Source organism: Brevibacillus sp. FSL K6-6036 (genome assembly GCF_037964015.1).
Lineage (GTDB): Bacteria > Bacillota > Bacilli > Brevibacillales > Brevibacillaceae > Brevibacillus > Brevibacillus borstelensis.
Genome location: NZ_CP150173.1, coordinates 3,747,514 through 3,764,815, shown reverse-complemented (window position 1 = coordinate 3,764,815; position 17,302 = coordinate 3,747,514). Strand labels below are relative to the sequence as shown.

At 52.7% G+C, this 17,302-nt stretch carries 16 protein-coding genes and 3 tRNA genes; 7 read left to right on the top strand and 12 right to left on the bottom strand.

Going from position 1 to position 17,302, the window contains the following annotated elements:
- Positions 1-21: 21 nt before the first annotated feature.
- The 3 genes from NST37_RS18900 to NST37_RS18890 form a co-directional block, all read right to left on the bottom strand.
- Positions 22-1,752: a protoglobin domain-containing protein gene (locus NST37_RS18900; protein ID WP_024983932.1), complete on the bottom strand. Its 1,731-nt coding sequence runs from the start codon at positions 1,750-1,752 to the stop codon at positions 22-24.
- 210 nt (positions 1,753-1,962) lie between these two features.
- On the bottom strand, positions 1,963-2,388 hold the full coding sequence (gene fosB, locus NST37_RS18895) for a metallothiol transferase FosB (RefSeq protein WP_031931860.1): 426 nt from the start codon (positions 2,386-2,388) through the stop codon (positions 1,963-1,965).
- Between the two features lie 185 nt (positions 2,389-2,573).
- Complete coding sequence (locus NST37_RS18890) at positions 2,574-2,798, bottom strand: hypothetical protein (RefSeq protein ID WP_003388981.1); 225 nt, start codon at positions 2,796-2,798, stop codon at positions 2,574-2,576.
- A 133-nt stretch (positions 2,799-2,931) separates the two neighbouring features.
- Between NST37_RS18890 and NST37_RS18885 the strand changes: the two genes are divergently transcribed.
- From NST37_RS18885 to NST37_RS18870, 4 genes are all read left to right on the top strand, one after another.
- Positions 2,932-3,408 (top strand): hypothetical protein, encoded by a 477-nt coding sequence (locus tag NST37_RS18885; RefSeq protein ID WP_024983934.1) that lies wholly within the window; start codon positions 2,932-2,934, stop codon positions 3,406-3,408.
- A 183-nt stretch (positions 3,409-3,591) separates the two neighbouring features.
- A tRNA-Arg gene (locus NST37_RS18880) sits at positions 3,592-3,668 on the top strand.
- A 65-nt stretch (positions 3,669-3,733) separates the two neighbouring features.
- Positions 3,734-3,810 (top strand) — tRNA-Pro (locus tag NST37_RS18875).
- 15 nt (positions 3,811-3,825) lie between these two features.
- Positions 3,826-3,908, top strand: a tRNA-Leu gene (locus NST37_RS18870).
- A 139-nt stretch (positions 3,909-4,047) separates the two neighbouring features.
- Here NST37_RS18870 and NST37_RS18865 read toward each other — a convergent pair.
- The 4 genes from NST37_RS18865 to NST37_RS18850 form a co-directional block, all read right to left on the bottom strand.
- Positions 4,048-4,860 (bottom strand): HipA family kinase, encoded by an 813-nt coding sequence (locus tag NST37_RS18865; RefSeq protein WP_024982838.1) that lies wholly within the window; start codon positions 4,858-4,860, stop codon positions 4,048-4,050.
- Between the two features lie 134 nt (positions 4,861-4,994).
- Positions 4,995-6,401, bottom strand: a complete 1,407-nt coding sequence (locus tag NST37_RS18860; protein ID WP_003388985.1) for a nucleoside recognition domain-containing protein — start codon at positions 6,399-6,401, stop codon at positions 4,995-4,997.
- A complete protein-coding gene (locus tag NST37_RS18855; protein ID WP_003388986.1) occupies positions 6,379-7,107 on the bottom strand; it encodes a FeoB small GTPase domain-containing protein in 729 nt (242 codons plus the stop codon). Before NST37_RS18855 ends, NST37_RS18860 begins: the two co-directional genes overlap by 23 nt.
- Positions 7,108-7,111: 4 nt before the next feature.
- On the bottom strand, positions 7,112-7,354 hold the full coding sequence (locus NST37_RS18850) for a FeoA family protein (protein WP_003388987.1): 243 nt from the start codon (positions 7,352-7,354) through the stop codon (positions 7,112-7,114).
- Between the two features lie 285 nt (positions 7,355-7,639).
- Here NST37_RS18850 and NST37_RS18845 point away from each other — a divergent pair, with 285 nt between their 5' ends.
- Together NST37_RS18845 and NST37_RS18840 are read left to right on the top strand one after the other, a co-directional pair.
- Positions 7,640-8,011, top strand: coding sequence for a metalloregulator ArsR/SmtB family transcription factor (locus NST37_RS18845; RefSeq protein WP_339185653.1), 372 nt, complete (start codon positions 7,640-7,642; stop codon positions 8,009-8,011).
- A 371-nt stretch (positions 8,012-8,382) separates the two neighbouring features.
- Positions 8,383-10,560, top strand: a complete 2,178-nt coding sequence (locus NST37_RS18840; protein ID WP_339185652.1) for a heavy metal translocating P-type ATPase — start codon at positions 8,383-8,385, stop codon at positions 10,558-10,560.
- A 164-nt stretch (positions 10,561-10,724) separates the two neighbouring features.
- On the opposite strand, the gene NST37_RS18835 is transcribed toward NST37_RS18840, so the two are convergent.
- From NST37_RS18835 to NST37_RS18815, 5 genes are all read right to left on the bottom strand, one after another.
- The gene (locus NST37_RS18835) at positions 10,725-11,249 is read right to left on the bottom strand and encodes a type 1 glutamine amidotransferase domain-containing protein (RefSeq protein ID WP_003388991.1); all 525 of its coding nucleotides are present in this window, start codon (positions 11,247-11,249) and stop codon (positions 10,725-10,727) included.
- Positions 11,250-11,359: 110 nt separating this feature from the next.
- Positions 11,360-11,521 (bottom strand): hypothetical protein, encoded by a 162-nt coding sequence (locus NST37_RS18830; protein ID WP_003388993.1) that lies wholly within the window; start codon positions 11,519-11,521, stop codon positions 11,360-11,362.
- Positions 11,522-11,533: 12 nt separating this feature from the next.
- Positions 11,534-12,760 carry a Ger(x)C family spore germination protein gene (locus tag NST37_RS18825; protein ID WP_327956408.1) on the bottom strand — a complete coding sequence of 409 codons (1,227 nt, stop codon included), beginning with the start codon at positions 12,758-12,760 and terminating at the stop codon, positions 11,534-11,536.
- Complete coding sequence (locus NST37_RS18820) at positions 12,753-13,859, bottom strand: endospore germination permease (protein ID WP_172920292.1); 1,107 nt, start codon at positions 13,857-13,859, stop codon at positions 12,753-12,755. Before NST37_RS18820 ends, NST37_RS18825 begins: the two co-directional genes overlap by 8 nt.
- Positions 13,856-15,328: a spore germination protein gene (locus tag NST37_RS18815; RefSeq protein ID WP_227277933.1), complete on the bottom strand. Its 1,473-nt coding sequence runs from the start codon at positions 15,326-15,328 to the stop codon at positions 13,856-13,858. The genes NST37_RS18820 and NST37_RS18815 overlap by 4 nt, the downstream gene beginning before the upstream one ends.
- Before the next feature lie 323 nt (positions 15,329-15,651).
- On the opposite strand from NST37_RS18815, the gene NST37_RS18810 reads away from it, so the two are divergent.
- Positions 15,652-17,298, top strand: coding sequence for a dynamin family protein (locus NST37_RS18810; RefSeq protein ID WP_339185651.1), 1,647 nt, complete (start codon positions 15,652-15,654; stop codon positions 17,296-17,298).
- The last annotated feature ends 4 nt before the right edge of the window (positions 17,299-17,302 follow it).

Here is a 17,302-nt window from a genome sequence, read left to right as displayed (position 1 = left end):
TTCATCGCTGCCAGGACATGCCTATAAGCTGTCAGCCAACTCATCCAGGCACCGGATCACCGCTTCGGACACCTCTTCCAGACGGGAGAAAGCTGCTTGTGCCTCCTGGTGTCTGCCTTCCTTTACATGGAAGAAGATAGAGCGTACCAGCTCGTGAAATTGGCGATGCGGCTCCTCGAGCTTTCGGAACGTTTCCAGAGAGCCGAGCGAGCCGTTTTCTTTGGCCGCGTCGTACCATGTCCCCAAGCGGCATTGGTGATGGTTGACGAGTTCATTTTCTTCGATCTGGTGGTATCCGAGCATGAAGTTGTAGAGCCACCACTTCCACAGCAGGTGATCGGTCTTGACGATTCGCAGGTAGTGCTTGTCCCGCAGGGAAGAGGTTTGGCTGATGCTGAGTTTATGCAATTCGTTGACAGCGACGCCGATGTCGTACACGTTCTGGCCGGCGGTGGACACATTGGCTGCGATCAATTCCATGTTTTCCTGAACGCTGGAGACGCGCCTGGTTATGTCGGAGGTGGCGGCGGACTGTTCTTCTGCGATGGCCGCGATATGTTCCGTAGAGCGGCTGACCTCTTTGATGCTCTCCACAATCAGGTTGAATAGCTGAATGGCCTCCCTTGTATGGGCGACTCTTTCATCGATCTGTCCGGTCATCCGCTCAGCCGTTTGGCCTACCAGATTAGCATCGGACTGAACATTTTGAATGGTGGCGGTGATCGTTTGGACGGAGGATTTTGTCTGTTCCGCCAATTTCCGGACCTCCCCGGCCACGACCGCGAAGCCCCGTCCTTGTTCCCCCGCCCGCGCTGCCTCGATCGATGCGTTGAGGGCGAGCAGATTCGTCTGATCGGCGATGGAACGGATCATCTCCACGACCTGGGATACTTTGTCAATCGACTTTTGCAACTGGGCGATTTTCGCTTTGGTTTCGTAAAATTCTTCTGCCATGGCCAAAAAGCCGGTGAGGGAGGAGGCGATAATTTCCTTGCCCCTGTCCGCTTGTTCCATGGCGGACAGGGCATTTTCCGCTACCTCGGCTGACGATTGGGCCACCTTTTGAACGGACAGGGAGAGCTGCTCCGCAGCGGTGCTCACATTGCCAGCCTCGTCGGTGGTGCGGCCGAGCCTGTCCAGTACGTGTTTGATTTTATCGATCTGCATGACGAGCTCCAGCACATTGCCCAGCCGGTCAATTACCTTGAAGTCGTTGTCCGCCTGATACGATTCCAGCACGATTTGAGAGTCGAGCGTTATGACCTTGAGCAGTGCGAGAAGGGCGTCAGACAGCTCCGCGGGACGTTTGGCGTAAGCGCTGACGATGGCTGGCACCAGATGTTCGTAGACACGCAAATACGAGCCCATGTACCACTCAGGGGCCAATCCGATTTTGCTATGAATGACACCGATTTTTTCCCGGCCGGCAATATAGTCCTCAGTCAGTTCTCCCGTGGCGAGCGATTGCAAGTAGCGGCGAAAAGAACCGGACAGCCGCTCAATCGTCGTGTTTTGGTCGATGATCGACAGAAGCTCGGGAAATTCGCCCAGCATGCGGTAATGCTGATCGGTAATGACAGGCGTTACCTCCTGCAAGAGTGGCTGCAAGCGACGGATCATCTCCAGATCGTGATTGGTCAGATGCAAAAATTTGACCTTGCTCTCAATTCGCTCGGGGGGCTCCACGTCGCTATCCTTGATCGGGAAGGCTCTGCTATTGGATGCGATTGAATTCGAATGTTTCCATAACATGAAAAATACCTCCGCTGTCGTAAAAATGACCTATTCCTGACAAGGAGATAGGCCGGTTTTTACACTGTTGTCTCTCACCGTTTTATTTGTGGGGAAAAAAGCTAATAAAATAGTTCTTTTGAACTAGCCTACCATGGATGACAAGCGGGAAAAAGGAAATTTCTCATGAATGGGAAGATTTTGCCACTATTTAGTCCGTAGCGTCTGGTATTAGTCAAAAAAAGTCATGTGAGGCTTGGTTTCCCGGTAGTAAGCCAGCCGATCCTCCCTGGTGCCGGTATGCAACTCAAACTTGTGGCCATCCGGGTCTGTAAAGTAAATCGACAGCTTGTCCCGCTCATCCCGCTCGCGCCCGGGCAAAATGGCAGCACCCGAGGCTATGAGATGATCTTTCCACTCTTCAAACTGGTTCTCCTCCACAGAAAAGGCGATATGTGTGTACGACTGGTGAATTTCATTGCGGGGGATGTCTGTCTCTTCATTTAGGGCGAGCCACAGGCCGTTTAAGTCAAAGTAGGCCAGCTTTCGGCCACGGACAAGCAGCTTGGCTCCAAGTGCGTCCTGATAAAAGCGGATGGAACGCTCCAGGTCGGAAACAGAAAAAAGCAAATGATTGATACCTTGCAGTTGCAACATGCGAATCCAGCCTTTCCAATAGGTTTGCTTCTGCTATTGTAACTGGGTGAACGTGCAGAAAGCAAAAAGACACCCCTGACTTATGCCAGGTCGGAAACGCGCTGATTATCGGTTGTTTCCTTGCAAAAAGCTCTTGGGTCTCTGGGAAAGGCAAAGGGCAGACCGCCACGGATCTGCCCTATTTTTCAGGCTTGCTGTCCTTGCTGTTGAGACTGTGTCTGGATCGTCGATTGCACCTGGGAGACCATCGTTTGCGCCTGGGCAATCTCTTCGGAAGCTTGCTTGAGTGCTTGCTCCGCCAATTGCGGGTTGGCGGCGGACTGTTCAATCGCCTGCGTAATTAGCGTTTTGGCAAGAGTAGCGGATACCTCCGCCTTTTTCAATTGGTCGGTGTTGATTTGTGCTGGCACGAGCACCATTCCTCCTGTTCGTCATCATCTGTCTCATTTAGATTGTCCGCCCGGAGGAAAATTATGTGGCATGACAGCAGCACAACCGTGCAGAAGGACAGATGCATACCTTTAAAACAGGAGGTGTTTGCGGATGAACAAAGCATGGATACGGGCGATTGCAAGGGCCGAGGATTCGTTTTGGACGATCGTCTTTTCGGCCAGGAAGCGAATCGGGCAAAGAGGAGTTTTGCTCCCGGAGCGCTTCAATTCCAAGGTAAAAATCAAGCGGTACTTGCAAAAAAGCATGTCTGCTTGTCTGGCGGAGCGAGTGATCCGGAATCTGCAATTGAGAAGGATTGGGGGACGTCTGGCCATACCCGTAGGGGACGGAATTGGAGCGCCGCCCATTCTCAAAAAGAAATTGCTCTCTCATGCAAAAGGCAGGGTGACGATCGCCGTCTGGTTTGGCTTTGACAAGGACGACCGGTTTTTCCGCGTGTATCAATTGCGCCGAAACGCAAAGGGACAATGGATTGTTTACGGACGCCATCCATTGGACTATCCGTTCAACCGATCTTTTCGAAAGGTATCGACGGGCTGCTGCTCTGCCTGTATCAATTGCGCGTAAATGAGCGGCAGCGGTCTTCCTGTACTCGCAAGCGAAACCTGCCTGTATCGGGGTGAAAAAAGCAGTCTTCCCGGGATGCAAGGGGAAGGAAATGAGGAGGTGGTAAAGATTTTACTTGCTTTTTTACATAAAAACATGTATATTATTGAATTGTCGCCTAGGTGCGACAAAATCAGACAAAATGTGCCCTTAGCTCAGCTGGATAGAGCGTTTGACTACGAATCAAAAGGTCGGGAGTTCGAATCTCTCAGGGCACGCCATTTGCCTCAAAAAGCTGGTTTTCCGAAAACGATATCTTTTCGGGAACCTGCACCACAGTCAATGTCGGGAAGTAGCTCAGCTTGGTAGAGTACTTGGCTTGGGACCAAGGGGTCGCAGGTTCGAATCCTGTCTTCCCGACCATAGAATTTCATATGTGCCGGTATGGCGGAATTGGCAGACGCGCGCGACTCAAAATCGTGAGGGAAACCGTGGGGGTTCAAGTCCCTCTACCGGCACCAATACATATTGTTTGCAAGGTGGGAAACAGTGATCAACTCCTGTTTCTCATCTTTTTTTTATCGAATATTTTCTGTACACGGCTGGTCGGCAGGGAGATGATCCGCTGCCTTTTCAGGAGCGCTTTCGACTTGAGCAGCTTCAGGTAGCAGGCCGGATGTGGGCCAGGACATCGTTCATGATGGCGGGCAGCGTTTTTTGTCTTGCGCACAATAACCTCTTGATATAGGCTTTCTCCGATTTTTTCAAGTATTTTTGCGGTACCTTGTTTATGGCTCTCTTGATATCCTGGGGAGACAAGGCTTGTATTTTTTCAACCATTTGCGAAACCAGTGAACGTTTGTCCGATGTGAAGCGTTTTAACCCGGCTGGAATGCGCAACTGCTTTTTTCTTCTGTTGGTACGGGGAAAGAGGGCCCCGCTTCTCTGCGGTCGGCGCGCTTTTTTGGTCTTCCACCTCTCCGGCGATCCAAACAGAGCAATGCCGTGATCGATCAGGTACCAACGGTAGCGATCATCGGCTTGATTGCGGTATAGAATCAGGTTTCGGTTGGTCCGATCCGGATTCATGATCCAGGCATCGAAAACCGCAAGCTGAGCCAACAGGTCTGATTGATGGACATGCTGCTCCGGGTTCCGGTGAACCTCTGGCGAAGCTTTCTTCCACGGGATCACTTCCTTTGCCGTGGCTTTCAAGGAAACAATCCCCCGTTTTTTCCATCCTCTTCGCCCTTTTACTCTGATCTCCTTTACCTTGGCTGCGGGGAGTCCGACAAGCTTGGCAAGCTCCGCTGCGATATACTCGTTTGCGAGCAGAATACGATAGTTTTTCCGCTGTCTGGTCACCGGGAATTTAAAATACCCCTGCGTTCCCTCTCGGTTTTTCACGATCCATATTTCTCTTCCGTATCTGTTGCGAAGAACCTTTTTGAACTTCCATTTCCATCGTCCCACAATGGTCCTCCTGAAAACATAAGTTTCATACAGTGTATGTGACGAAAGGTTATTTGGAGGTGAAAAAAGAAGGAAGGCGGCCAATAAGGGCCGCCCAAAATCGTTTGCTTCCATTTTTTCTTGTCGAAAAGGAGTTATACCCAGCCAAATGCATAGGCAATCTGTGTCGTTGCATACGTGACCGCAATGGCGATGCAAAGCGGAATGGCTGCCGAGAGCACCGTCCATTTGACGCTTTTTGTTTCTTTGTAAATAGTAAACAGCGTGGTTCCGCAAGGGTAGTGCAAAAGCGAAAACAACATCATGTTCAGCGCCGTAAGCCATGTCCAGCCGTGTGCCAGGAAAATATCCTTGATGTTCGCCGTGCTTTCCAGATCGACCATCGCGCCGGAGGAGAGATAGCCCATCAGGAGGATCGGCAAAACGATTTCATTGGCAGGCAGGCCGAGCAGAAAGGCCATGATGATATAGCCGTCCAGTCCGAGCGCGTGAGCAAATGGATCAAAGAACGAAGCCATATGTGCAAGGATGCTGGCATCTCCTACCGTGATGTTGCCCAAAATCCAGGTGATCACCCCTGCCGGTGCCGCAACAATAATCGCGCGGTTGAGAACACTCAGCGATTTGTCCTTGGAGGCGAGGAGGACGGTTTTCAGAATTTGCGGCTTGCGAAACGGCGGCAGCTCCAATGTATAGTGCGTCGGTACACCGCGCAGCGCAGTCTTGGACAAAATCCAGGAGACGGCAAGCGTCACGACGATGCCGATCAGTACCATTCCCATCAGGACCAGAGCTGTTACGAGCGTGGTGTACTGACTGGCGACGCCTGCAGCCATAAAGAGGGAGGCCAACAGGATCAAGGTAGGCCATCTGCCGTTGCAGGGAACGAAGTTGTTGGTCAGAATCGCGATCATTCTCTCGCGGGGCGACTCGATGATCCGCGTCGACAGAATCGCAGCCGCATTGCAGCCGAATCCCATGGACATGGTCAATGCCTGCTTCCCATGGCCCCCCGAGCTTTTGAACAAGCGGTCCATGTTAAAGGCGACTCGCGGCAAGTATCCGAAATTTTCCAACAGGGCGAAGATCGGAAAGAAAATCGCCATCGGCGGAAGCATGACGGAGACGACCCAGGAGGTCCCGCGATACAGCCCCAGAACCAGAACGCCGTACAGCCAATCCGGCGCATGAACAGCCTGGAATCCGGCAGTCAAATAGTCTTCGATTACGCCAAAGAAAGAGGCTAGCATCGAAGAGGGAACGTTGGCACCAGCGATCGTCAGCCAGAAGACCACGCCAAGAATGGCCAGCATGATGGGAAAACCCCAGATGGGAGAAGTCACGATGCGGTCGAGACGATACGTCTGCTCCAGCCTTTTTTTGTCCTCGTACTTTACGGCTTCGTGGCATATGGAATGAGTCGCTCTGTAGATGTCGCCGACGATCTCGTCGCGGATCGACTCTCCGTTTGCCAGCCTTTGCGCCATTGCATAGAGAGCATCTAGCGAATCCGGTTTTTCAGTGGCAAGAGGCGTTCCCAAGCTGCATCACCTCCCCGGCTTCCGCCGCTGGAGCGCCCGCAGGCGACTTCAGTGTGGAGATGAGATCCGTGTCGCCGTCTAGGAGGCGAAGCGCCACCCAGCGCGGAGGAAACCGGTTCCCTAAAAGGCGGACGACGTGAGGCTCCAGCATTTTGATTTTTTCCTCGATCTCCCGGCTGTACACGATTGGCGCAGGCTCAGGGATCAATTGTCCTGAAGCGACTTGCCCGACTTTTTCCAGCAGTCCGTCGATGCCGATTTTTTTGCGGGCCGAAATCGTTGCGACTGGTACGCCAAGCCGTTCCTGGAGCTTTGCGACATCGATGCGCACGCCCAAACGCATGGCTTCGTCGATCAAATTGATGCAGAGGACGACCCGATTGGTCATTTCCATTACTTGCAGCGCAAGATTGAGGTTACGTTCCAGCGAAGTCGCATCCAGGACGACAACAGTAACATCGGGCTGTTCCAGAATAATATAGTTTCTCGCCACTTCTTCGTCAGTGGAGTTGGAATACAGTGAATACGTGCCGGGAAGATCAATGATCCGATATGCCTGGCCTTGGTATTCAAAATGGCCGGCAGCCATCGTGACGGTCTTTCCGGCCCAGTTTCCCGTATGCTGGGACAATCCGGTCAGGGCATTGAACAGCGTGCTTTTCCCCGTGTTTGGATTTCCTGCCAGAGCGATTGTTTTTTCCATCATGTGATTACACCTCCAGCAATTCTGCGAAGATCAGACCGCTTTCCTCTTTTCTGAGGGCAATCGTTGTATTGTTTACGCGAAAGGCAGTCGGGTCTCCGAGCGGGCTTTTTTGCAGAACTTCCACCACGTTTCCGGGGACAAACCCCAGATCGAGCAATCTTCTGCGAAGCACCCCTGTGACTTCCAGCTTTGTCAATCGGAGCTTGGTGCCGGTTTTCGCGTCGAGCAAACGGATTGGTGATGACATGGACACCTGCCTCCTTCTAAATAAAAGGCAAATTGCTTCCTCTTCCTTACACTATGAGCAATTGTCTATATGTTTCTCTTTAAAATTTAGTATAGACCAATATTTTTCGCTCAGCAACAAAAAGTTTACCGAGTGCAACTTTTGGGCCGGGTCTTCTCCGTCATGCGTAAAATGGGGCTGCGAGCAGGGCCGCGAATGCTCATGAATGATACAGTCGCGGACGACACCTTGCGCGAATTTTGCTATACTGACAAAAGAGGGTTATTGATGAGGGTGGTGTGTTGGATGGGTCAAGGAGATATGCAGGAAGCATGCGATGATACGTGTCAAGGGTCGGAGGCTTTGGACGCCGCAAGACTTGAGGATAAAATGATAGATGATCAAACGGCTGTTGATTTGGCCGATCTCTTCCGCGCACTGGGAGATCCGACGCGGGTCAAAATCATTTACGCGCTGCTGCAGCAGGAATTGTGCGTCCACGATATTTCTACGGCATTGGGGATGGGGCAGTCGGCTGTATCCCATCAATTGCGGTATCTGCGGAATTTGCGGATTTTAAAGCGGCGCAAGGTGGGCAAGACGGTCTTCTACTCGCTGGATGATGACCATATGGAACAAATTTTTGTTCAGACCCTGCAGCATCTGAAGCACGAATAAGCAAAAATAGCAGATGTTTTAGGAAAACTCGGTATCTGCCGGGTTTTTTTATTGGGAAAAGGAAAGGACATGCACTCAAAAAAGCTGACGAGGCTATTTTGCGAAATCTTGCCATGGCAGAAAAAAGGGTGTTGACTTTTCGAACGATGGAAAAATATGATAAGGGTGAGATTTCAAATATGAACAATTAATCATATGTTGGGGTGTTGGAGATGTCCAGAAAACCTGGTTGTTGTGAGCCCCTGTTCCAGTCAGAGACGCTTGTCAAGGCAGTTTCACACGGAAGTGAAGCCGCTCCAGGCTCACAGTCTGCCTCATGCTGCAGTTCACATAGTCATTCGCACAGTCATCACGATGGGCATCATCATCATATGCACGATGGGGAAAAAGGTCCGGATGCCGCGGTAGCATCGGCCGATATCCAGGGGGACGGGCAGCGAACTGTCTTTCGCATCAGCGGCATGGATTGCGCAGACTGTGCCCGCGGCCTGGAAAAAAAGGTAGGGGCGCTCGCGTCTGTCTCTCAAGTGGTGGTCAACTTCGGCGCTGCCAAAATGACTGTGCTGCACGAAGAGAACGCTGAGGAGGCGATTGTTCGGACAGTCAAACAGGCCGGTTATGACGCGGTACTGGAGAAGGACAAGAAGCAGCTGGAAAACAAGAGCTTCTGGCAGCAAAACAAGAAGGCGTGGTCGACGCTGATCTCCGGTTCCATTTTTCTCGTGGCGTGGACGCTTGATCTATGGGCCGGGATTCCGGAGACCGTCATCACCTTGCTGTATGCGGCAACGATTGTCATCGGCGGCTTTCGCATTGCCAAGAGCGGGATATACGGCTTGAAGTCCAGGACGCTTGGCATCGATTTTTTGATGACGATTGCCGTTCTCGGCGCTGCGGCTATTGGTGAATGGGCAGAGGGGGCGGCTGTTGTCTTCCTGTTTTCACTTGGGGAGACACTGGAGGCGTATACGATGGATCGGACGCGTCAGTCTCTCCGCAGCCTGATGAAGCTGGCGCCGGAGGAAGCGGCCGTCATAAGGGAGGGGCGGGAAGTAAGACTTCCTGTCGAGTCGATCCATGTAGGGGAGATCGTCCTCGTCAGGCCCGGCGAGAAGATCGCGATGGACGGTACGGTCATCGAGGGTGTTTCCACGGTCAATCAGGCCCCGATCACAGGAGAATCCGTGCCGGTCGAAAAGAACGCAGGTGACGACGTCTTTGCGGGCACGATCAACGAGCAGGGCGCGCTGAAGATCAAGGTAACAAGGCGATTTGAGGAGAATACCTTGTCCAAAATCGTCCATCTGGTGGAAGAAGCGCAGGCGCAAAAAGCTCCATCGCAGCGGTTTGTGGATGTGTTTTCCCAGTATTATACGCCGGCAGTGATCGTGGTCGCCGCTTTGATCGCCGTCGTTCCCCCTTTGTTTCTGCAGGAGCCGTTTGAGCTCTGGTTTTACCGGGCACTGATGATGCTGGTAGTGGCTTGCCCGTGTGCGCTCGTCATTTCCACGCCTGTTTCCATCGTGTCTGCGATTGGCAACGCAGCCAAACACGGCATTTTGATCAAAGGCGGGGTCCATCTCGAACGGCTGGGCGCGATCAGCACCATCGCATTTGATAAAACGGGAACACTCACAGTTGGGAGGCCAGAAGTGACAACCGTCATCCCGCTGGAAGGAAGAGATGAGGCTGAGGTAATGGCCATCGCTGCTTCTCTGGAAGCGATGTCCGAACATCCTTTGGCAGCTGCGATCCTGCGGCGGGCACAGCAAATCGGAGTGAGGCCCATGCCGATCAACGGTTTTACATCAGTGACGGGGCGCGGTGTGCAAGCGACTGTGGACGGCAACGACTACTATCTGGGCAACCCACGCTGGTTCCAAAATGAGCTTCATTTTGCGCTCGACTCTGTACAGTCGAGAATCGAGGCGCTGCAGCAAAAAGGTCACACACTGATGCTGCTTGGTTGCGGACAGCAAGTCATCGCCCTGATCGGATTGGCTGACCAGGTGCGGGAGGAGAGCGCTTCGGTCGTCGCCAAACTCCGGCAGCTGGGCATAAAACAGGTAGCGATGCTGACCGGGGACAACAGAGGAACGGCCCATGCCGTAGCGGAGCGGTTGGGGCTGACCGCGTACAAGGCAGAACTGCTCCCGGCCGACAAGCTTTCTGCGATTCAAGCGTGGCAGTCCACCTCGAAGGGCGTAGCCATGGTGGGGGATGGAGTCAATGATGCTCCGGCTCTGGCTGCGGCAACAGTGGGGATCGCGATGGGCGGAGCCGGCTCGGATACGGCGATGGAAACCGCCGATATTACACTGATGGCTGATGACTTGTCCAAGCTGCCATACGCGATTGGCCTCAGCAGGCGGACGCTTCGCATCATCAAGCAGAATATCGCATTTTCTCTGCTCGTCAAAGTTGTCTTTCTGCTGATGATTCTGTTTGGCTACTCGACGCTCTGGATGGCTGTGCTCGCCGACACGGGAAGCTCGCTGATCGTGATTGCCAACGGCATGAGACTCCTGCGCTCAAAGGATGGAGGATAAGACCGCGCCGCTTGCTGGAAAAACGCCTCGTATGCAGCGAGGTCGTCTTGCCGGGCATTTGGCCCATCCGCATACGATAAAAGACAGCAGCCGAAAGCAATAGCAAAAACAAAAGCCACCTTCCTGAAATACAGGGGTGGCTTTTGCCGCTTCAAAGGAATGGCTTATACACCTGCCAAGCGATCGCAAAATGCTTTTGCGTAAGCCGGCAAATCGGGCGGACGTCTGCTGGAAACAAGATGTCCGTCGACCACGACTGGTTCATCCAGCCAAATCGCGCCAGCGTTTTCCATATCGTCGCGAATGCCTGGCGTCGAGGTAACCCTGCGGCCATCCAGGATTTTTGCGGAGATCAAAACCCATCCTGCGTGGCAGATCTGTCCGATCGGCTTTTCCCGTTCGTTCATGCGGCGTACAAAAGCGAGCACTTCCGGATAGCGCCTCAGCTTGTCGGGCGCCCAGCCGCCAGGTACCAGCAGACCGTCGTATTCGTCGATGTTGATGTCAGCAAAAGCAAAATCCGCTTTTGCAGGCACGCCGTATTTGCCCGTATAGCTTTTGCCGCTGACGGGACCTGCCAGATGAACGACTGCTCCTTCCTCCTGCACTCTGTAAATCGGGTACCACAACTCCAAGTCCTCAAATTCTTCATCAACCAGGCATAAAACCTTTTTACCTGCAAGCCGCATCGAAAATACCTCCCCCAAGCGATGTTTCTGTACGCCATTATACATGAATCAAAATCAACTTGCGCTGTTCTTTGCAGGCTTCCCTTGCTCAGCAGGAAAAAAGGGGGAGGTCATTCCCCCTTCTGACCGGTGCTTCCATTTTTCCACGGCGGATCGCCATATTGGTGAAGCTTTTGAGAAGCCTTGTAGAACAGCCACGGGATCAAGATGGACAAAACCGCCCCGAAAAATGTCAAATAAGGCGGCAGAGTACCGAATATCTTTCTGAGCATAAACCGATCCTCCTAACGGATTTCCGTCTTGTTCACCGACCCTCCATTGCGGATGTAGACAACGGCCTTCACTTCAATCTCGCTGGAGGCAAACAGATTTCGGCCGTGGTCCCAGTCCTCTTTGAGTTGCTTCCACAGATCAGGATGGGTTTGTTTTACATATGTGCCCAGTTCCAACACGTCGGTTTTCATTTTCTTCTGCACTTTGCGGATGGCATCATGTGAAAGCCTTTCAATCTCTGCCGCGATTGTCTTTTGAAGGTTATCCATGATGCGACTCTCCATAAAGTCCAAGCGCTCGAAGGACTCGGCGATTACGCCCTCGCATTCGATGAAAAACTGAAAACGCATGCGTTTTTTATCCCGGACGTCGGCCTTGATCGTTCTTTTCGTTCCCTGAATATTGAAGATCACGAGATTGTCTTTCACTTTGGTTTTCAGCAGCCCTCCCTGGACGTTTCCCAAGAGAAAGTTCAATCCTTCCGTCTCCTCCTCTCCGAGAAAGCCGATCATCTTGTTTCCCTGGCCTTGAAATACGGCAGCGCCTGCTACTTTCACTTCATTGTTGGCGGCGACAATACGCGGGAGGACAAAGCTGAACTCGTTGATCATATCTTCATGTACTTCCCCCAAGCGAACCTCGGGGATCATGCGTGCTGTGCGGTCTGTATTTTCCGCAACAGAGTTGATGTAGAGGGAAGGGAGCTTTTCCGTTTTCGGTTTTACCTCCAGGACAGGCTTGGCCTTCCCTTTGGAGATCATGACCTTGCTGGTCCTCCTCAAATCAGGATCGCGCAAGAAGTAATCGAGAACATCGGCAAACGTATTGGGCGATTTCGCCACTTCCTCGGAGACGATGACAACCTTTAAATGTTGATAAAACGGTGAACGGCTTGTCCGGACAGCCAGCTCACGCGAGATTTCGAACAGAGAATCTCCCTCAGACGTCAGGTTCTGGAACGGGTCGCCCGTGCTGCTCTGGCTGCCGCCTCCTCCTTGCGAGTTTGAGACAAGTCCTCCCGGAACGACGAATTGATGCGTAACGAGATACCGCCGTTTCCCTTTCGGTTTGTCCGGAGCCTCCTTTTCTGCCTGTCTTTCCATCTCTTTGGAGGACGGCAAATCAATTCCAACGCCGACTACAAAGCCGCGTTCCTCGATTTGTACCTGGTCCCAGCAGCCGGAGAGGAGGGAGACGGATAATACCGCCACTAAAAGGCGAGCCGAGCTTTTACTCATCTCCCCGCACCCCCCTCCATTTGGCGATCAGCAAGAGAAGAATCGGGACCAGGTAAGTGATGAATATTCCAAAATAGACGAGCTGGTCCCCCAGCGAGAAAAACTGAACCAGATTTTGCGGCCAAAGCGAAATCATGTAGACCAGAGGGGAGATGATCAAAAGCCAGGTGAACTTTCTGACGTTCGGGAAAATCGATCCCAGGTTGAAAATCGCCAGATCGAAAAAGACCGTGCAGGTATTGAAAATCGTCATGATCCAGATGGTGAAAAAGAGCGACTCCACACGTTCGATAAACCCTCCGGGCACTTCGACGTCTTTGGCCAGTTCAATCGTCGGGTAGGTCAAGTTTTTCACCACCTCAGCGGAGAATACGCCGATGACAAAAATGTAGATCGTCAGGTACAGGAAAATAGGGATCAACAGTCCTTTCACGACGGCCTTGGGAGCGTCCTCGGCCCGGGTCATCAGCAGCGTATAAAAAAGGACGACCTCGTAGCCGGAAAACGACAGATTGACTTCTTTTGAGCCTTGCAAAAGGGCACCTAATCCGGTAGTGAACAGCGGTCTGACGTTATCCAGCTCGAGCATTTGGATCGAATAGAGCTGCACAACGGCACTGATCAGCAGCACAATCGGAAAAAACAGCATGTTCAGCCGCAGCAGGGCGATCCGTGTGCCAGCCACAGCATATTGAACGATCAGCAAGAAAGCGAGCGTAATCACTTCAACAGGAGTAGTCGTAAACAAATACTGCTTGGCGATATTGCCGAGAGCCCTGGCTTCAAAAGAAACAAACAGCAGGAAGTAGATGCCGACAAGAAAAGTAATGACCTGTGCGACGGGCCGGCTTACGATCAGGGACGCATATTCAAAAAAAGAGTTTGCGGGAAAGCGACTGGCCAATTTGCCCAGCAGCCAGCCGATCACCGAAGCCACCAGACCGGAGATGAGGATCGAGATCCATCCGTCGATCGAACCCGTCTTGGCAGCCAGAGTCCGGGGGAAAGTGAGAATGCCCACCCCGATGACGACATTGGCGACAATAAACACCATCTCTTTTTGTCCAATCTTCTGATCCGCGTAGGGTAAGGTGTTCATTGCGATCTCCCTGCTTTCATGCGGGTTTTGTCTTTCGTTTGCAGCATGTCCGGCCGTTTTTTGAAGAACGTGATAGGAGCGCGCAGGATGTAATCTTTCCAGTCGGAAACAAGCTGCGGAGCAAGTGGTGCCAGGTAGGGCACACCAATGCTGGTCAAATTGGTGAGATGGATGACGATGAGGATAAAAGCCAGAACCACGCCGTAGAGGCCAAACATGGCAGCGGCAAGCATGGCGCCAAAACGGATCATCCGAAAAGCGATGGCCAGATTATAGGAAGGAATGGCGAAGGAAGCGATCGCAGTAATCGCCACGACAATGACCATGACAGGGCTGACGATCCCGGCGGAAACGGCTGCCTCGCCGATGACAAGCCCGCCGACGATGCCTACGGTTTGTCCGATCGGCTTTGGCAGACGCAAGCCCGCCTCCTGCAGCAGCTCCATGGTGGTTACCATGATCAGGGATTCGACGGCAGCCGGGAACGGAACGCCGTCCCGGGTGGCGGCGATGGAAAAGGCGAGGTCCGAGGGAATCAGTCCCGGATGAAAGGTGACCAGCGCGATATAGAGGGCTGGAGAAAAGACGGCCAGATAAGAGGCCAGGTACCGAAGCACCCGCGCAAGCGAGCCTACCATCCACCGTTCGTAAAAATCCTCGGGAGAATGAAGCATGATGCCCAGTGTAACCGGAGCCAAAAGCACCATGGGGGTACCGTCCAGGATGATGGCAACACGCCCCTGAAACAGGGCCGATGCGACTTTATCCGGACGCTCCGTGTTTTGTACTTGCGGAAACGGCGACAAGAAATTATCCTCGATCCATTGCTCAATATAACCTGACTCCTCCACCTGATCGATGTCAATGGTGGAGATGCGCCGTTTGATTTCGTTTACGATATTCGGATGTGCGATGTCTTCGATGTATGCGACGATCAGGTCTGTTTTGCTCCGCCTTCCGACAGTAGTGGCGTCAAAACGAAGCTTGGGATCCCGCACACGGCGGCGGATGCGGACTGTATTGTCCCGGATGTTCTCGTTGAAGCCGTCTCGAGGTCCGCGTACGAGACCTTCCGAAACAGGTTCTTCGATGCCACGCGTCTCCCAGCCCCTGCTGTCAATCAAAATGGTTGTATGGGAACCGTCCACGAAAAAGGCGGTATCTCCCACCAGCATGGCGTCCAGGACTTCCTCCATGGTGGTTCCGGTTTTCACCTCAATAATGGACAGCACTTCATTGAGCATAAAAGCCATGATATCTTCGTCGGGTGCCGGGATAGCTTTGCCGGCGGGAGACATCAGCAGCTGTATATGTTTTACTACCTTGTCGTGAACGAGCTCGCTGTCTACCAGTCCATCGATGCAGGCTACAGCGCAAGCCCGTCCGCTATTGTCGATCAGAAATGGACGGATGATCAGGTCTTGCGGGTTCCCCAGGCGCTGTTTGATGATATCGAGATTTTCCTGCAAGCTTTCGGAAAGCGGAGTTTTATTGGAAGCCTGTTGATCAGAATGGCTGCTTTGCTGTTTCCGGCAAGATGCTATTGCTTCGTTTTTCCATTTTTCCCATACTCTGCGAAACAATCGGATTCGCCCCCCTCCCTTACAGGAAAAATGTGAAAGTTCTTATTGGGATTTTTTCCAATCTGCAGGAAAGTATGCGGGGCTGTCCTGAAGACAGATGCGTTTTCCTCTGTTCTCAAACAGTTCCAATGGAAACTTTCGCGCAAAAGAATTGATCAACCGGGGGAGGTATGATACATTCGGCATGGTAGAGTAGGAGAATGGAGAGGATGGTACAGGTGCAAAGTCACGTCATGGAGCGGGCAGCGGATTTCGCCCAGCTTGCTGATCGACTGGAACGGATGGCGTCGTCTATTGAAGAGACAAAGGACGATGCGACACCGGGGAAGCTGCTTCAGCTCGCGGAGAAAACACGCGGAGCGGAGTTGAATATCGCATTTTGCGGCCACTTTTCGGCCGGTAAGTCTACAATGATCAATACACTGTTGGGAGCCAGTCTCTTGCCTTCCAACCCGATTCCGACCAGTGCCAATGTTGTCAAAATCCGCGGCGGCGAAAAGGCGGCGCGTGTATACACGCATAATAACGGCGTGCTGACCTTTGACCCTGACACCGAAATGGAAAAACTCAAGCAATTTGCCGTCGACGGCGATACGGTTGAGTGGGTGGAGGTCTCCTATCCGGGGACTATGCTCAATGAGAAGGCCAGCTTGCTTGATACGCCCGGAATCGACTCTACGGACGCGGCTCACAAAATAGCGACAGAGTCGGCTTTGCACTTGGCGGATGTCGTCATTTACATGATGGATTACAACCACGTGCAGGCGGAAGAGAACTTCAATTTTACCAAAACGTTGAAAGACCGCGGAAAGCCAGTTTATCTTGTTATAAATATGATTGACAAGCATATCGATTTTGAACTCGATTTTGACAGCTACAAGGAGAGCGTGGAAGAGGCTTTCGCCACGTGGAATATTGAACCGGACGGGATCTTTTACACGTCGCTGGCGGAGCCTGATCACGAGGAAAACCAGTACGAAGCATTCCGGGCGTTGCTGGAGCAGCTGATCGCGGACCGCGAAAAGCTGGTCAGCAAAACGGTGGCGGACGCTGCCGAGCATTTGATCGAGGAACACGTTCAAGTGCTGCGCAGACAGAACGCTGCCGAGCGCCAGGAGTTGGAAAACAGGCTGGATGAGCTGCAGATGCCCGCTTTGGACAGCCGGGATGCCGGTCGGGTAAAGAACGCCTTGCAAACAGCCGAGGAAGCAGCAAGCGAACTGGCGAGCCGGGTGGACAAGGCGCGCAAACAGATGGAAAAAGAGCTGGCGGCGCTGCTGGACAATGCCCGCCTCACCTATTACAGCACGAACGAGGCAGCGGAACAGTATTTGGAAAGCCGCAAGCCGGGCTTCAAGATGGGGTTGTTCTTTTCCGGGAAAAAGACAGAGGAAGAGCGGGCGAGAAGATTGGACGTACTGCTTGCAGACTTCCGCGAAAAGGTAGCGGCCAATCTCGATTTTCACTTCAAGGAGCTGCTCAGCAAATTTCCGGAGCAATTCGATCTGCGTGACGAGGCTTATCATGCCGCAGTCTACGCCACGACGATCGAGGTAACAGCCGAATTTCTCGCCTCCCACGTAAAGGATGGGGCGAGTACCCGCGAGTATGTCATGAATTACTGTTCGGACATTTCGAACGGTATCAAGACAGAATACCGCCGTGCCGGATTGGGCTTGATCGACCAGGTAGCAGCGCTCATCAGGAAGCAGACCGAACAGGAAAGCATGGCGCTGCAAAAGCAGCTCGCGGTGCTTCGTGAGCTGATGCAGATCCACGCCCGCCTGGGGCAGCTTTCTGCGATGGAGCAGGCTGCACGGCAACGATTGCAAGCGATTTTGCGTGAAGGAGCGTAACTTT

Excerpts from the sequence above, each read along its gene's own strand:
- fosB (WP_031931860.1), bottom strand. The coding sequence starts at position 2,388 with ATGTTGCAACTGCAAGGTATCAATCATTTGCTTTTTTCTGTTTCCGAC.
- NST37_RS18845 (WP_339185653.1), top strand. The coding sequence starts at position 7,640 with ATGGGTCAAGGAGATATGCAGGAAGCATGCGATGATACGTGTCAAGGG.
- NST37_RS18825 (WP_327956408.1), bottom strand. The coding sequence starts at position 12,760 with ATGAGTAAAAGCTCGGCTCGCCTTTTAGTGGCGGTATTATCCGTCTCC.
- NST37_RS18885 (WP_024983934.1), top strand. The coding sequence starts at position 2,932 with ATGAACAAAGCATGGATACGGGCGATTGCAAGGGCCGAGGATTCGTTT.
- NST37_RS18810 (WP_339185651.1), top strand. The coding sequence starts at position 15,652 with ATGGTACAGGTGCAAAGTCACGTCATGGAGCGGGCAGCGGATTTCGCC.
- NST37_RS18830 (WP_003388993.1), bottom strand. The coding sequence starts at position 11,521 with ATGCTCAGAAAGATATTCGGTACTCTGCCGCCTTATTTGACATTTTTC.
- NST37_RS18855 (WP_003388986.1), bottom strand. The coding sequence starts at position 7,107 with ATGATGGAAAAAACAATCGCTCTGGCAGGAAATCCAAACACGGGGAAA.
- NST37_RS18900 (WP_024983932.1), bottom strand. The coding sequence starts at position 1,752 with ATGTTATGGAAACATTCGAATTCAATCGCATCCAATAGCAGAGCCTTC.
- NST37_RS18835 (WP_003388991.1), bottom strand. The coding sequence starts at position 11,249 with ATGCGGCTTGCAGGTAAAAAGGTTTTATGCCTGGTTGATGAAGAATTT.
- NST37_RS18820 (WP_172920292.1), bottom strand. The coding sequence starts at position 13,859 with ATGAACACCTTACCCTACGCGGATCAGAAGATTGGACAAAAAGAGATG.
- NST37_RS18840 (WP_339185652.1), top strand. The coding sequence starts at position 8,383 with ATGCACGATGGGGAAAAAGGTCCGGATGCCGCGGTAGCATCGGCCGAT.
- NST37_RS18850 (WP_003388987.1), bottom strand. The coding sequence starts at position 7,354 with ATGTCATCACCAATCCGTTTGCTCGACGCGAAAACCGGCACCAAGCTC.